Source organism: Rhodococcus sp. NPDC057135, from assembly GCF_042670865.1.
Classification (GTDB): domain Bacteria; phylum Actinomycetota; class Actinomycetes; order Mycobacteriales; family Mycobacteriaceae; genus Rhodococcus_F.
The window spans coordinates 67019-81767 of the sequence record NZ_JBHUUU010000015.1; the positions used below are offsets into that span (position 1 = coordinate 67019).

The window sequence follows — 14749 nt, forward strand, 5'->3', positions numbered from 1 at the left end:
CAGGCACAATTCAATAGCTTTCGTAGTGGACAGCGTCGGCCAATGGCCGGCGCTGTCGCCATCCGAAGCGCTCGAGATCCGGAACCTGTTGGAATTCAGTCACCTTCCCGACGCAGAGCCAGGCGATGGGGCGAACGGGTGAGGGAATGCCCATGAGTTCGGTGAGGTACTTCTCGTCATAGAACGAGACCCAGCCGATGCCGATCTCCTCGGCTACCGCGGCGAGCCACAGATTCTGAATCGCGAGCACTGCCGAGAACAGGCCGGTGTCGTCGACGGTGTGGCGGCCGAGGATGTTCGGGCCACCGCGTGACGGGTCGTACGTGACGACGATCCCGGTGCCGCTCTCGGCGATTCCTTCGATCTTGATGGGGTCGAACGTCGAGCGGCGATCCTCGGGCAAAGACTGCGCGAAATTCATCCGGGCATCGGCGACGTGTGCCGCGAAGGTGTTGAGCGTCTCCGGATTACGAACGACGACAAAATCCCACGGTTGCGTGTTTCCCACGCTCGGCGCGCGATGGGCGGCGTCGAGAATTCGCATCAGAGTTTCGTCCGGGATGATCTCTCCCGAGAACTCGGCGCGAACGTCTCGTCGTCGCCGAATCGCTTCGTACACGGATACCGCTGATTCACTCACGCCCCGACGGTATAGCGGTGCAATCCCAGCATGGCGTCGGGGTGCGGTTCGACCGTTTCTTCTCGTACGCAGGTGCGCAGGGCGCTGCCCACCGCTCCCGAATCCATCCCGGTACCGATCACGACCAATTGCGTAGTTCGAGGTTCGCCCGACTTCCATCGCAGCGGGGTGATCCGAACATGATCACCCACCGACTGGATCTCGAATTTTCCTGTGTAGCCCGGAATCTCGAAGTTCACGAATCCCTTGATGCGGTAAACACCCGACGGCTGATTCTCGAGAAAGTGCGTCAGAGCCCTGGCATCGAGTGGCATCTCCGATATGAAATCAACCGACTCGTAGCGATGGTGCAGGTGATCGTGGTGACAGGAGCCGTCCTCGTGATCGTGGTCGTGTCCGTGATCGTGGTCGTGTCCGTCGCGCAGGAGCTCGTCGAGGCTCAGTTGATCACCCGGAGCGGGAGGGGTCACCTCGCCGGAATCGAACAACAGAGCGGGGTCTATCCGCGAGTGCGACGTTTCCACTATCGGCGCTCGCGGATTCAACTCACGAATTCCGGCCGTGAATCGCTCGCGCTCAGCGGCGGGAACGCTCTCGATCTTGTTGACTACCACCAGGTCTGCCAGGCGGACATGTTGATCGAGTTCGGGATGTTCGCTACGAACGGTGGAGAAATTGGCTCCGTCGACCATGACCACCAGTCCGCCGTAGACGACGGACGGGTTCTCACTCCCGAGGACGAGACGAATCATGTTCCGCGGCTCGGCCAGCCCGCTGGCCTCGACGACGATCACGTCGATCCCGGATTGCCGGTGCGCCAACTTGTTCAGCATCTCGTCCATGTCGGAGACGTCGACAGCGCAGCACAAACAGCCGTTGCTGAGCGTGACCATCGAATCGACCTGACCGGCCACCATCATCGAGTCGATGTTGACGGAGCCGAAGTCGTTGACGATCACGCCGATGCGTACACCGTCGTTGTTGCGCAGAAGATGGTTGAGCAGCGTCGTCTTGCCCGAACCGAGAAAGCCTGCGACGACTATTACGGGAATCTGCTTCTTCGCCACCACACAACCTTCCGAAACCACACGTACCGATCAGTGATCGTAGTGGAGTGTGGCTCCGGAAGGTTCACGCTGACAGCAGACTCACACCGTGCAGAGTGGGCGGATGTCCGAAGTGCCCTCGGTGGTCGGTGACGTCAAGATCGTGCACGCGTTGTATCCACGGGCTTCGGCGACCCGACGGATTTCACTCCAGCCTGCCGCGTCGACGACCGGCGACCGTGAGAGCACGAACCCGGAAAGCCTGAGCGGATCGCCCACCAGTGCCCACGAATAGTCGTCGGCAATGTAGGTGACGATGTAGTTGGGCGGACCGTCCAAGCTTTCCTGTGAGGGCACCCCGGGGAAGCTCACATGCAATTGTGCACCCGTTGCTGGATCGGTAACTCGGGCATTCCCGACGATCTCGTTGGCTTGGCCGGTCCACGTCGTGCAGGTGTTCTTCACACTCACGTTCATGGAATCGACAATCCCGTAACTAGCCCGGGTGTCCTTGGCGCACGCGAGGTTGAAGGGCTGAGGAATCGCCGCTACCTGGTTCCACTCACCGACGTAGCGGGCGGCGTCCAGGTTCGCCACCGGTTGTAGCGGCTCCCACAACGGCCCTGCCTGCGCGGTGCCCGAGAACATCGACACTGCAGTACACAATCCCGCGATCACGATCGCGCTTCGCCCCGACCACTTCATGCCATTCCTCCTCGTTGACGCACCGGTTGGCTCACCGGTTCGTGCAACGCCCGACCGGCGTTGCTTCAACAATGCATTCGAAGCTGTCGGCCCGGCGGATTGGCGAAGTATGTAAAACTACTTTCGGTTTGTTATGGACCTATCTCACAAACCTTATGTAGTCTTTGCTCAAAGATAGCTGATGGTCGAACGGAGCTACTGTGATGAAGGTTGTCGACTTAGGTCTCGAGCGCACGCGCTATGCAGTCATCGACGAGACGATCGAGTCGAGGTGGCGCCGAGTCGCCTCGATGCAGCACGACACCGTTGCCGTCGTGACTCCGCGGGACCGGATCACTTTCGCCGAACTCGAACTCCGGACCGACGCAATGGTCCGCGAACTTCGCCTACGTGGGTCACACGGGGCGTGCCCGGTTGCGGTCGATCTCGAACCAACCGCCGAGTCGGTGCCCGCCATCCTCGCTACTCTGATTTCCGGTCGGCCCTTGGTCATGATCGACCCACAACTCCCCGAGGCCCGGCGAGCGCACATCATGAGCACCTCGGGCGCCGTCGCGCTGCAATCGATACTCGACGAATCGGCCGCAACGGGCTTCCGCTTCGACAACGCACTCGAACCGTCCAGTTCCGACCCGGCCATGATCGCGTTCACGTCCGGGACCAGTGGAGCGCCCAAGGGAGTCGTGCTGAGCCACTCCATGTGCCTGAACAAAGCCGACGAACTTGCCGCAGCAATCGACCTGCGACCCGACGATCACATCGGGAACCTGTTGCCCGTCAGTTTCGGAGCGGGAATCACGGCACTGATCATGGGACTGATGAACGGAGTCACAGTCTTCTGCTGGGATCCACGCATAGACGGCGTCTCGGGAATCGACGACTGGCTGATCGAGAACTCGATCACGACCGCGCACTGCGCACCGTCATTCCTGCGAGCATGGTCAGATCTCGAATCCGATGAAGCACCGGATAATTCGCTCGGATCGCTGCGGGTCGTCGTGACGTACGGGGAACCAGTTCACGGCGAGGACTACGCGCGCCATCGCCGTCACGGCTTTGCACGCGTCACGTACGTCAACTGGCTGGCCACCACTGAGACCGGCGTCGTCGCGTACAACGCGTTCCCGCCGCATTCCGAACTACCCGCCGGATTGGTGCCGGCCGGACGTGCTCGCGATGGCAAGGACGTACAGATCGTCGATGTGAACGGCGTGCCGCTCCCCGACGGAGAGATCGGCGAGATTCAAGTTGTCTCCAGCGATCTTGCCGACGGATACCACGGCGACCCGGATCGCACTGCAGCACGATTCACGCGTCTCGGCGACGGAGTGAGTATCTATCGGACCGGTGACCGAGGCCGCATCGACGAACGCGGCGAACTACAACTGCGTGGACGCGTCGACGACGCCGTCAAGATTCGGGGCTACCTGGTGGAACCGATGGAAGTCGAGTCGCATATTCGTCGAATTCCCGGTGTCGCCGATGCTTTCGTGGCTGCCGTACTCGAGAACGATCGACCGGAGATTGTCGCCTACGTGGTCCTGACCAAAGCCGTGATGGCACGGTCGGGCGCCGAGATGCGGCGCGAATTGGCGAAATACCTGCCCGCCTGGATGCTTCCGCGACATTTTGTTCTCATGGCCGAGTTACCCCGAAACGAAAGAGGAAAGGTCGACCGAACAACATTGCCGTCCGTCGCGGTGAGGGACACTCCCCCAACTCTCACCGGACCTGCCGAACTGTGGCTGTCCTCGATCTGGGAGTCGATCCTCGGCATCGATTCCATCGACCGTGAGGACGACTTCTTCGAGCTCGGCGGCGACTCCCTTGCTTCGACCGAGGTGGTGGCCAAGATTCACGACCTGTTCAGGGTCCGGATCACGGCGGCAGAGTTCGCGACCGCGAGCACCGTCAAAGACCTTGCAGCGCTGATCGATCGGTGCACAATCGATCCCGACGATCGCGTCTCTCACAACACGATGGTTCCACTGAAGCTCGAAGGGTCAGGGCGACCGCTGTTCATCATGAACGGTGCGGGGTGCCCCTCGACGACACTGTCCACCTTGTCGAACGCACTCCACACCGATCGCCCGGTCTACGCACTTCAGCCACACGGCTTCGAATCTCGCGGACTGCCCGATCGGTCGGTAGAGGCAAGCGCTCGCCGTTTCATATTCGAAATCAAGAAGATTCAGCCCACCGGCCCGTACCTCCTCGCCGGCTACTCGTACGGCGGCTACGTGGCGCTGGAGATGGCGTCACAGCTGTCCGAGTCCGGCGACGCCGTCGAGCACGTCACCGTTCTCGACACCAGAATCCCCACCGACACTGCCGCACGACTAGCCGACCGTGCGGGCATCAGTTTGGATCCGTCGATCATCGACCTCGCACCGCAACCATCCACCAATGCCCGCTGGAAGCCGACCAGACGCACCGTCGCGGCGATGTGGATCCGCACGCTGTTCGCCGGCATTCTGCAGTACCCACCGGCCACCCAGTGGACAGTGTTCCTCTACATCGGAGGCCAGGCGCTCCGGAAGCATCGGATGCGGGAGTGCTCTGCGCCGGTCACCGTGATCCGTGGAGCCACCAACAACCGTGGACGCGAAATCTGGTCACTCATTGCCACGGGCTCGCTCGATTTCGACGACGTCGACGCGTGTCACGAAGACGTCGTTCGTCAACCGTACGTCCGCAAGACTGCGGCGATCATCGATCGGATCTGTGATCGAGCGTGACCGCGCTGCTCACGTCCAGCTGTAGAAGAAAGAGCGGCGCGGAGTGAGTGCCCAGTCGGTCGTCGACGAACAGACTCTTTCCTTGACGAATGCACCCGCCGTGCCTGCGATGAACATGCCAGTTGCGTCGTCGACACGAGTGGTCCGCTGGAAAACACCTCGCCGCCTCCCGAGACTGATGCACCGGCCTGCGAACTTCGGGACCACCGGACGCGGCGCGGAACCGGCGAGTCGATGCAGGATCGTTTCTGCCGCATGAACTCCCAAGGGGATCGCGGCCTGGCAACTCATCCTCAGTGACAGATCACCGACCGCAACCGCATCACCCGCACCGACGATGTTGGGGTGGGACGGGCATTCGAGTCGGTCGTCGAGTTTCAGGCGACCGAGATCGTCCACGGGAAGGCCACTTCGGCGCGCCAGCTCGGGGACGCCGAATTCCGTCGCGAGAATCGTGCATTCGGCCTCCACCCGTATGCCTCCCGCTAGCTCGCAGGACGAACCCTCGATCCGAGTCACCCGCGATTCGGTGACAATATCGACTCCAAGATCGGTCAATGTTCTGACTACTGCCGATCGCGCGCGCTCCGAAAGGTTCGGAGCCACGATTCCGCCGGTCACCAAAGTGATTCGGCTGCTTCGATGCTCAGCCAGTTCTGCGGCAGTCTCGATCCCGGTGAGACCGCCGCCGACAACGCAGACTGCAGCCTTCTCGTCGAGAGCCGCCAGCCTGGATTTTAGGCGTACCGCGTCCTCGAATTCGGAAACGGTGAACCCGTGCTCCGCCGCCCCGGCGACAGTGCTGGGTGACTGCCCACTTCCGACTGCGTAGACCAGATAGTCGTAGTCGAGCACACTGCCGTCGTCGAGGGTGAGCCTGCCGAGCGCCGCCTCGATCGTCGTCACCTCTCCGAAGACTCGGTGTGCCGTACGCGGTAGCGCCCTGTCGAACGAGACCGTCGCGTCGTAGCCAGCGGCGATCATCTGATGGAGCCTGATTCTTTGCACGAAGTGTGGGCGCGGATTCACGACGGTGACCGTGACGTCCGAACGAGTTCTCAGCAGCCGCTTCGCTGCCATGGCGCCCGCATATCCTGCACCGATTATCACCACGTGTGCGCGCATGACTCCCCATTCCGCCGCTGGTCTTGCACGGGCCGATCAGGCCTCACAGCGGACAGTATTGAGCGTTGACGCCCTGGTGTTATGGCAGTCGACACATCCACGCCGAACTGTGCTTTATACAACAAGGCACAAACAACAATTGGACCGAGATAATCGGACTTCACACCATCCTGCTGGGATGGGCAGAATTCATCCGAAGGGTCTCCGAAGCCCAAAAGCCCCCCAAGCGGAAATGCAAAAAGCGCAAGCAGGAAAGGGAAACCGCCCGCTCACGACGGGCGGGTTCCCCGACTACAGTTTCCCACACACGGAAGAGATCGAACGATGACGAATCAAGACAAGACCAGCCTGACGATCTTCGCGATCGTCGCTGCGACGCTCGCGGTCACACACCACCCGTGGCAGTACTGGGCACTCGCCGGCGTGGCCGCTGTCGGGACCGCGGCGGTGTCGTGGCGCACTCGTCACGCGTGAGTTGCATCCCAAAACGACGGCAAGCCCCCGACCCATAACCGAAAGTTATGAGTTGGGGGCTTTGTCGTGTTGCTTGGATCAAGGACCCGGACGAATGTGTCCTCGCCCGGAATCACGAACGGCGCCGGGGCGGTGAACATTCCGGAACACGTGAGGTACAGGAAATCGCCCGCGACAAAGTTTCCGGTATAGGTCATCACGACCTCGTAATTCATGCCGACGCCACCACCCGAAACCGTCTGCGATGCGGGCTGTGCCGCGAGCGCGTTCTGCAGATGCCGCCATTGGAACGACGGGGAGCCGACAGCGAAATTCGTTTGATATCGGCGGAATACCTCGACCTTCATGTTCGATCGAGTCGCCGGAATCACGAGCCGGTTGGAGGTCATCGTCGAACCTTGATCCGCCGACCATGCCGCGATCTGGGTCTGCGTGCCCGACGACACCAGCGTGTGCTGCGTAGCGAGGTGCATCCCCGCGACGAGCGTCAGCGGTTCGATCGCGACCGCCGCCGACGCGTACGGCATCGCGATAGACGGAACTACGTTGACCGCCGGTTGCACGCCCACGACGGACGCGCACGAACTCTGGCATCTCAAACGTGGCGGAGTACCCGATGACCCACACCTTGCTTTGCGTGAGGAAAGATATGTGCAACACCTAACAGCTCAAACCTTGGTCGATTTAGATGACCTGTTAGATGCTGTCATCTGGGGCCAATCACAAATCCACGATGGAACTGCGATTGGCCTTTGGGTGGAGCTCGAAATAATCAGAACTCGCGTTGCCCGTCTCACTCAAAAAGAGCGCGACTACATAGTCAGAACTGCGGCGACGGTCGCCGTGGACAAATTGAAAGGCCCGACATGACGCAGCCTCCCGGCTCAGGCTGGTTCCCCGACCCCGAGGGCGTTCCCAACCAACTTCGTTGGTGGGACGGAAGGCAGTGGACAAGTGCCACCCAACCAGTCGCCCGACCTGCAGTTACTCAGGCACAACCTGAAGCATTCACCACCCCAGCAACCACTTCTCAGTTCGCTGGCGAGTTTCCAGGACTTGGAATAGCTGATACTCCCGGTAACGAGCCGAAGAAGAAGTCCAACAAAGTCGTCATTGGCGCGATCGCCGCCGGGATTCTCGTAATTATCATCGGGATCGCGGCAGTAAACGGGGGCAAGGACAAAGATTCCGAAACTACCGCTTCTTCCGCAATGACTTCCGAGGCAAAAACGACGGCGCCGGCAACGACGACAAAGTCGGCTGCCGAGGTTGCGGCTAGCGCCGCTGCCGCCACATCTGCTCGTGCCGCGTCTGAAGCCGCGGCTGAAGCAAAACGACAAGCGGAGGCAGCGAAACTCGATCCGAATACTTACGAGTCCATGTCGGATCGCGACTTCGCTTTGTTCGCCAAAAATCCCGATGCATACAAAGGTCGGAAGCTGACCCTTTACGGTGTCGTGTTCCAGGCTGACGCTGCGACCGGGAGCAGGATGTTCCTCGCCCGCACAGCCGGATCACCACAGGACGCGTCTTACGACTACGACCAGAACACTGTTGTGACCGCAGTCGACCCCACATTGATCGCAGATGTTGTAGAGGATGACTTCGTGACGTTGCATGTCGAGGTTCTCGGATCGCAGTCCTACGACACACAGCGCGGAGGCAGCACCACCGCACCCAAGGTCCAGGTCAACATTATCACCGTCACAGGGTCGAAGTAGCGATGACGACCCCTGCACCGGGGTGGCATCCAGACCCTCAGGGCCACAACCAACTTCGCTTCTGGGATGGGCAGCAATGGACGAGCGCAACACAGCCCACGGCGGCAGCGCATGCGCCACAACCTCTTGACCCGCAAGCCAAAAAACGGAACAGAACATTTCTGCTCGCAGCCCTTGGTGTTGTGATCGTCGTCGTTGGTGGCGTCTACGCCTACCAGGAGATCACCAAGCCCAGCGTCTGCAAAGAGTATTGCTCGGCAGTCGCTGACCTCAACGACCAGAAGTGCACAGAACCCACTGTTCACAACTGCGACGCGATGATCCTGGACAAGGTTGCACTTGCCCAGAAGGTCAACGACAAGACCGTGAGTGAGGCTTCGATGTCGTACGAAGTTGAGAGCATTCACAGTGCGGCAGGATTTGTTGAAAGCGTCGGGTCCCGATGGGAACGCTCCAAATGTGCAGATCCGAAAGAGGGAGACGACCTCTTCAAATGCCGAACAATCGCCGCGGACATGGATGAGGAATTCAATCGACTGGCAGAGCGCCTGGACAAACTCGAATAGAGGTCAGAGCCCTTCGAGTGCAGCGGTGAGGGCACCTAAGATTGCCTGAGCGGATCGTCGATCCAGATGTCCGTAGATTCCGATGGTTGTTGTGATCGACTCGTGGCCGAGGTGCTGCTGAATGACGGGCAGCGGCACCCCGGCCGCGATCATCCAACTAGCGCACGAATGCCGAAGATCATGCGGTCTCGGCTGCTTCCCCAACTTGTCGGACAGTTGCACTATCGTCGGCCGCCACGCCTTGTTGTGAAACAGTTGAGCAGCGATCGGTGTCCCCCGCTTGTTCACAAACACATACTCGGATGGATTGCGGCCTTTCAACTCCCCCATCGCGGCGATCGCCTGATCTGACAGGTTGATGGTCCGCACAGACTTGCGGTCCGAGTTTCCTGTCGCGTCACCTGTGTACTTCCATGCCCCGCACGATTCTCGCTGTCCGTTCCTCCAAGTCGATGTCGCCCACTCGAAGCGCGGTCGCCTCGGAGAACCGAATTCCGGTTGTCACCAGGAACACTGCGAACAGGCGCCAATGCTCAGGCACCGTGTCCCGTACGAGCGCGAACTCGGGTGGGGCCAGAAAGACAGCCTCACTGTCGCTATGCCGACTTGGGAGGCGTCGCCCCTCACAGGGTTTCCACGTGATGTGCTCCCCCCGGACAGCACGAGCGAACGCCCCGATAGGAATCCATGCTTGTTGGCGATTGTCTTGCCGGCTTCCGTCAACGACTGGACCCACACAGATAGCGCTGTCTCGTTCACCGCAGACAGCGGCAGAGGCCCAAGGATCGGTTCGATGTCACGACGTAGGTAGCGGCGGTACTGATTGTGGGTCGCTTCTTCGATGGCGGTGAGGTGATCGATGTCTGTGGTGATCCACTCCGCAACAGACAACTCCGCGGCGACGGCTGTATCGCCTAACGTCATCTCGCGGGCGGTCTTCGCTCCCGCCTTTTCGACGAGGAGCCTGTACCGGAAGGCTTCGTCGTAGGTGCCGAACACGTCCGACGTTTGCTTGCCTTCGAACCTGAACAACACCTGGAATGAGTTTGCGCCGGCTTTTGTGGTGCCTGTTCGATTGATGCCTTGAAACGAAGAAACCTCCCCTGTAGGGAGGTCATCGTATCGGTTGCGTGCGACAGAGTGTTGATACGTTCTGTTAACACGTTTTCTGTTGTTCACCGTTTACGCCGTCTGACGTGCATAAACATGGTGGAGCTAAGGGGACTCGAACCCCTGACCCCCACACTGCCAGTGTGGTGCGCTACCAGCTGCGCCATAGCCCCGTATTCAATTAACTCTAACAGTCGAACTCGCAGCGGCTTTTCTGCTTTCCGCTTGCTTGAAGAAAGTTACACCACTTCGATCCTGGGCAACAAATCGCCTGCTCAGAGGGAGGCGGCCGCTCCTCATCGGAGCGGCCGCTTCGACTCAGGACAGCTTGGAAACCCAGTCGCTGCTGCGCGTGTCAACAATCTTGCCGTTCGCCACGACGGTGGGGGTCCCGGTCGATCCGGCATCCTTGAGCGCCTGGCTCGCGGCTGCGGCGTTGGTTGCGGCGGCCTCGACGTTGGTGCCGGAAGAGATGCAGGTTGCCACATCCTCGGATGCTCCCGCATCCCGAGCGATCTGGGCGAGGTCGTCGTTGGTGTGATCGCTGCTGCCGCTCTCCGCAGGCTGCGTGTCGGTCGCGAAAAGCTTTGTGTGGAATGCGGAGTACGCGATCGCGTCGCCACTCTGAGCGACGCACAGCAGAGCGGCGCCGGCCCGTGTGGAGTAGTCACCGCTGCCCGACGCCGGGTTGAGGAAGTTCAGCATGTGGTAGCGAACGGCGACGTCACCGTTGTCAACGGCAGCCGAGAGCGCCTGGCCACTGAGGTGCTCGAGAGCAGAGCAGGCCGGGCACAGCGGATCCTCGAAGAGATCAATGGTCGTTGCGGCGCTGGGCTTGCCGAGCAGCACCACGCCGTTGTCCTGCACCGTGACGGCAACTTCGGAATTCTGCACGGAGCCGTAGCCGTCGTTCTGGGGCTTGTTCTTGTTATTCGTCCACCAGACACCGCCGATGACGAGGGCCGCGATCACGAGCACTGCGAGGCCACCGATGATGTAGGTGGAGCGGCTCGAGACCGGTTCCGGCGAGTATTTGTTCTTGCTGCTCTTGGTGCTCACGCTGATGCAGTCCTTCGTGCGTCGAAACGATTTACCGATTGCTTACCTTGCCACTGAAGACTGAGTATCCACTGAGAACGCCGCGCGTGATCCGGGGCCCAATGCCAACGGCGAACGCGGGAACACGAGCAGCCACACGGCAAGCGCCATGAAGCCGAGGTCCCGGAGAATCTCTTTCAGATAGTCCCAAGCACCGACGTCAGCAGCACCGCCGCCGCCGAAACATCCACAGTCGATGGACAATCCCCTGGCCCACACCGAAATGATCACCGCGATGAGGACCGTGAGAATCACCACCGAGACTGCGGCGGATACTCGAACCGCCAGACCGACGAGGATCAGCAGTCCCAGGACTATCTCGACCAGAGGAAGAGCCGTCGCCACCGGACCCACCAGTGACTCGGGCAACAGTTGATAGGCACGCACCGCGATCTTCGTCTGCACGGGATCAAGGAACTTGAGCCCGCCGGAAATCAGCCAGACGGCTGCCAAGCCCAATCGGGCTACAAGACTCACGATACGAATTGCCACCCGATCGAGAGTACAGAATGCCCGGTCAGTCCAGGTTTGTCCGCGCAGGCGTATCCGTAAGCACCGTCACATCAGTCAGATCTTCGACGACGGATTCGACTGTCTTCGTTCGCGACGGGACGAACAACCAACCCGTAGCCGACACGACGACAACCGCTCCCATCACCGCGAAGGCCGCAGAGTACGACACGTGCTGGGCGATCAGCCCGGCACAAATCGGCGCAACTACCCCACCGATGTCCGACATCATCTGGAAAACCGCCAGAACGGGTCCGCCGCGAGCCGTCGACCCGACCACATCGGCAACTGCTGCTTGTTGAGCCGGGCTCATGAGCCCTGAACCGACGCCCGTCACCGCCGCGATGGCAAAAAACACCACGAGGTTGTCCGTGAATCCCATCGCGATGGTGCCCACACCACAGATGAGCAGGCCGCTCACGACAAAGGGCTTGCGTCCGAAGCGGTCCGAGAGTCGTCCGGAAACGATCAACACCAACGCATTGCCGACGGCGAAGATCGTCAGGGCGTAGGCCGCAATCGAAGGGTCCCGATCGAGGAACTCCACGACGAACAGGGGGACCATGGCAACGCGAACTCCGAAGATGACCCCGCCGAAGGCGAGGTTCGATCCGAGCGCTGCCCGGTACACCGGCGACTGGAGGCCTTCTGTGAGAGTCATCGACTTCACATCGACTGCCTTGTCCGGTGACGCCAAATGAGATCCACGCAGGCTCACGAAGACAACGAGCGCGGCGATCACCAACGCAATCGCGTAGATGATGAACGGCATCCGGAGACCGAACTGCAACAGCGCACCGCCGACCAGCGGGCCGCCGATCGATCCCATGAGAAAGCTTGTCGCGTACAGACCCGACACGCGGCCGCGACTGTCCGGCGGTGACATGCGAATGATCAGCCCGAGAGCCGACACGGTGAACATGGTCGACCCGATGCCGCCCAACGACCGGAACAGCAGAAGTTGCCAGTACTCCCCCGCGAAAGCGCACGCGCCGGTCGAGACCGCGACGATCAGAAGGCCGACGATGTAGACCGGTCGCTCACCGAGTTTCTGTACCAAAGTCCCGCTCATCGGCGCGAACACCAATCGCATGAACGCGAAAGACGAGATCACGATCGTGGCGGCGGTGACCGATACGTCGAAGCTTCGCGCGAACTGCGGTAGCGCCGGAGCGACCAATCCGAATCCGAGGGCGATGACGAAGCTGGCGGCGACCAGTACCCAAATTTCCTGTGGCAGCTTGGCTGCACGAGTTTTCATGTCGCCCGGAATTCTAGCCGGGCGACATGAGGGGTCCGCGGGCTAGTTCGCCTTCAAGACTCCGGACACCAAGTCCTTGGCCGCTGCCTGAACCTGAGCCAGATGATCGGTGCCCTTCATCGACTCGGCATAGATCTTGTACACGTCCTCCGTGCCGGACGGCCTCGCTGCAAACCACGCATTTTCCGTCGTCACTTTGAGACCACCGATCGCCGCACCGTTTCCGGGCGCCGCTGTCAGTGTCGCGGTGATCGGTTCACCCGCCAGTTCGGTTGCACTCACCTGATCAGGAGACAGCTTTGCCAGGACGGCCTTCTGTGCGCGTGTTGCGGGCGCATCGATACGTGCGTACGCGGGGCTCCCGAACTTCTCGGCCAACGCGGCGTAGTGCGCTGACGGAGACTTTCCCGTCACAGCGGTGATTTCCGATGCGAGTAGCGCAAGGATGATGCCGTCCTTGTCCGTCGTCCAGACGGAACCGTCGTGTCGGAGGAAGGACGCGCCGGCGCTTTCCTCGCCGCCGAATCCCACAGACCCGTCGAGCAACCCTGGAACGAACCACTTGAACCCGACCGGAACCTCGAGCAATTCGCGACCCAGGCCGCTGACCACGCGGTCGATCATCGACGAACTCACGAGGGTCTTGCCGACCTTGGTATCTGCGCCCCACCCTGGCCGGTTCGCGAACAGGTACTCGATGGCAACGGCGAGATAGTGATTCGGGTTCATCAAACCGCCGTCGGGAGTGACGATGCCGTGGCGGTCGGAGTCCGCATCGTTTCCGGTCGCGATGTCGTAGCGATCCCGAATCCCGATCAGCGACGCCATCGCGTCGGGCGACGAGCAGTCCATGCGGATCTTGCCGTCCGTGTCCAGCGTCATGAACCGCCAGGTCGGATCCACGAGAGGATTCACCACTTCGAGGTCGAGTCGATGAGTTTCGGCGATCGCGCCCCAGTAGTCGACACTTGCCCCGCCGAGGGGGTCTGCACCGATCCGGATTCCGGCGTCGCGGATCGCATCGAGGTTGAGGACAGAGGGGAGATCTTCGACGTAGTAGCGGAGGAAGTCGTAGCGTTCGACGCGGTCCAGCGCCTGCGCTGCCGTGACGCGTCTTACCCCGGAAAGCCCTTTGCGCAGTAGCTCGTTCGCTCGGTCGGCGATAACCGACGTCGCATCCGTGTCCGCGGGTCCGCCGTGCGGCGGGTTGTATTTGAAGCCGCCGTCACGAGGCGGATTGTGTGACGGTGTCACGACGATACCGTCGGCCTTGGCCTCCGGCCCCGTCGAGTTGTATCGCAGGATCGTGTGGCTCACTGCCGGGGTAGGCGTGTAGGCGTCGCGCGAGTCGACAAGAACGACGACGTCGTTGGCGACGAGGACCTCCAACGCGGAGAGCCAGGCAGGTTCGGACAGCGCGTGTGTATCCCGGCCGATGAACAGCGGACCGTCGATACCCTGCGAAGCGCGGTACTCGACGATCGCCTGGGTCGTGGCCAGGATATGGGCTTCGTTGAAAGCGGAATCGAGGCTGGAACCGCGATGTCCGGAAGTACCGAAAAGTACCTGCTGCATCGGGTTCTCGGGATCCGGGGTGCGCGTGTAATACGCGGTGACCAGATGAGGAACGTCGATCAGATCCTCTGGCAGAGCCACTTGTCCTGCTCGTTCGTGCGCCACGAATCCCCCTCGGCCCGGTGGTCGACCACTGTGTCGACGCGACTGTGGACAATTGTCTACCCTGGCCGCGTGGCG

The 14749-nt window shown here is 61.0% G+C and carries 15 protein-coding genes, 1 tRNA gene and 1 pseudogene; 5 read left to right on the forward strand and 12 right to left on the reverse strand.

Translation table 11 applies throughout. From position 1 onward, the window contains the following. Positions 1-10: 10 nt before the first annotated feature. The 3 genes from bluB to ACFT1A_RS24775 form a co-directional block, all read right to left on the reverse strand. Positions 11-640 (reverse strand): 5,6-dimethylbenzimidazole synthase, encoded by a 630-nt coding sequence (gene bluB, locus ACFT1A_RS24765; protein WP_378449149.1) that lies wholly within the window; start codon positions 638-640, stop codon positions 11-13. After that, positions 637-1707 carry a CobW family GTP-binding protein gene (locus ACFT1A_RS24770; protein ID WP_378449150.1) on the reverse strand — a complete coding sequence of 357 codons (1071 nt, stop codon included), beginning with the start codon at positions 1705-1707 and terminating at the stop codon, positions 637-639. Before ACFT1A_RS24770 ends, bluB begins: the two co-directional genes overlap by 4 nt. 81 nt (positions 1708-1788) lie before the next feature. Then, a complete protein-coding gene (locus ACFT1A_RS24775) occupies positions 1789-2391 on the reverse strand; it encodes a lipocalin family protein (RefSeq protein WP_378449151.1) in 603 nt (200 codons plus the stop codon). A 203-nt stretch (positions 2392-2594) separates the two neighbouring features. Here ACFT1A_RS24775 and ACFT1A_RS24780 point away from each other — a divergent pair, with 203 nt between their 5' ends. Then, on the forward strand, positions 2595-5129 hold the full coding sequence (locus tag ACFT1A_RS24780; RefSeq protein ID WP_378449152.1) for an alpha/beta fold hydrolase: 2535 nt from the start codon (positions 2595-2597) through the stop codon (positions 5127-5129). A gap of 9 nt (positions 5130-5138) precedes the next feature. Here ACFT1A_RS24780 and ACFT1A_RS24785 read toward each other — a convergent pair whose 3' ends face one another. Beyond that, positions 5139-6254, reverse strand: coding sequence for an NAD(P)/FAD-dependent oxidoreductase (locus tag ACFT1A_RS24785; RefSeq protein ID WP_378449153.1), 1116 nt, complete (start codon positions 6252-6254; stop codon positions 5139-5141). Between the two features lie 324 nt (positions 6255-6578). On the opposite strand from ACFT1A_RS24785, the gene ACFT1A_RS24790 reads away from it, so the two are divergent. Beyond that, positions 6579-6728: a hypothetical protein gene (locus ACFT1A_RS24790; protein ID WP_378449154.1), complete on the forward strand. Its 150-nt coding sequence runs from the start codon at positions 6579-6581 to the stop codon at positions 6726-6728. Here ACFT1A_RS24790 and ACFT1A_RS24795 read toward each other — a convergent pair. Then, complete coding sequence (locus ACFT1A_RS24795; RefSeq protein ID WP_378449155.1) at positions 6719-7297, reverse strand: hypothetical protein; 579 nt, start codon at positions 7295-7297, stop codon at positions 6719-6721. The genes ACFT1A_RS24790 and ACFT1A_RS24795 overlap by 10 nt on opposite strands. 183 nt (positions 7298-7480) lie before the next feature. Here ACFT1A_RS24795 and ACFT1A_RS24800 point away from each other — a divergent pair, with 183 nt between their 5' ends. The 3 genes and pseudogenes from ACFT1A_RS24800 (at position 7481) to ACFT1A_RS24810 (ending at position 9015) form a co-directional block, all read left to right on the forward strand. Continuing rightward, positions 7481-8449 carry a DUF2510 domain-containing protein gene (locus ACFT1A_RS24800; RefSeq protein WP_378449156.1) on the forward strand — a complete coding sequence of 323 codons (969 nt, stop codon included), beginning with the start codon at positions 7481-7483 and terminating at the stop codon, positions 8447-8449. A gap of 2 nt (positions 8450-8451) precedes the next feature. Then, a pseudogene (locus tag ACFT1A_RS24805) lies at positions 8452-8553 on the forward strand (DUF2510 domain-containing protein); the annotation flags it as partial. Positions 8554-8631: 78 nt separating this feature from the next. After that, entirely contained in the window at positions 8632-9015 is a 384-nt protein-coding gene (locus tag ACFT1A_RS24810) for a hypothetical protein (RefSeq protein ID WP_378449224.1), read from the forward strand. 3 nt (positions 9016-9018) lie between these two features. On the opposite strand, the gene ACFT1A_RS24815 is transcribed toward ACFT1A_RS24810, so the two are convergent. The 7 genes from ACFT1A_RS24815 to pgm all read right to left on the reverse strand — a co-directional run bounded on the left by ACFT1A_RS24815 (position 9019) and on the right by pgm (position 14674). Then, positions 9019-9384, reverse strand: coding sequence for a tyrosine-type recombinase/integrase (locus ACFT1A_RS24815; RefSeq protein WP_378449157.1), 366 nt, complete (start codon positions 9382-9384; stop codon positions 9019-9021). A gap of 132 nt (positions 9385-9516) precedes the next feature. Further along, on the reverse strand, positions 9517-10194 hold the full coding sequence (locus ACFT1A_RS24820) for a hypothetical protein (RefSeq protein ID WP_378449158.1): 678 nt from the start codon (positions 10192-10194) through the stop codon (positions 9517-9519). A 28-nt stretch (positions 10195-10222) separates the two neighbouring features. Next, positions 10223-10298, reverse strand: a tRNA-Ala gene (locus ACFT1A_RS24825). 145 nt (positions 10299-10443) lie between these two features. Then, positions 10444-11184 carry a thioredoxin domain-containing protein gene (locus tag ACFT1A_RS24830; protein ID WP_378449159.1) on the reverse strand — a complete coding sequence of 247 codons (741 nt, stop codon included), beginning with the start codon at positions 11182-11184 and terminating at the stop codon, positions 10444-10446. A gap of 42 nt (positions 11185-11226) precedes the next feature. Further along, the gene (locus tag ACFT1A_RS24835) at positions 11227-11715 is read right to left on the reverse strand and encodes a MauE/DoxX family redox-associated membrane protein (protein ID WP_283303651.1); all 489 of its coding nucleotides are present in this window, start codon (positions 11713-11715) and stop codon (positions 11227-11229) included. A gap of 25 nt (positions 11716-11740) precedes the next feature. Beyond that, entirely contained in the window at positions 11741-12994 is a 1254-nt protein-coding gene (locus ACFT1A_RS24840) for an MFS transporter (protein WP_378449160.1), read from the reverse strand. Positions 12995-13036: 42 nt separating this feature from the next. Next, positions 13037-14674 (reverse strand): phosphoglucomutase (alpha-D-glucose-1,6-bisphosphate-dependent), encoded by a 1638-nt coding sequence (gene pgm, locus ACFT1A_RS24845; RefSeq protein WP_378449161.1) that lies wholly within the window; start codon positions 14672-14674, stop codon positions 13037-13039. Positions 14675-14749: the final 75 nt, after the last annotated feature.

What these genes read in the sequence shown, in the direction of transcription:
- ACFT1A_RS24775 (WP_378449151.1), bottom strand. Translation starts at nt 2,391, where the DNA reads ATGAAGTGGTCGGGGCGAAGCGCGATCGTGATCGCGGGATTGTGTACT.
- ACFT1A_RS24780 (WP_378449152.1), top strand. Translation starts at nt 2,595, where the DNA reads ATGAAGGTTGTCGACTTAGGTCTCGAGCGCACGCGCTATGCAGTCATC.
- ACFT1A_RS24785 (WP_378449153.1), bottom strand. Translation starts at nt 6,254, where the DNA reads ATGCGCGCACACGTGGTGATAATCGGTGCAGGATATGCGGGCGCCATG.
- ACFT1A_RS24790 (WP_378449154.1), top strand. Translation starts at nt 6,579, where the DNA reads ATGACGAATCAAGACAAGACCAGCCTGACGATCTTCGCGATCGTCGCT.
- ACFT1A_RS24840 (WP_378449160.1), bottom strand. Translation starts at nt 12,994, where the DNA reads ATGAAAACTCGTGCAGCCAAGCTGCCACAGGAAATTTGGGTACTGGTC.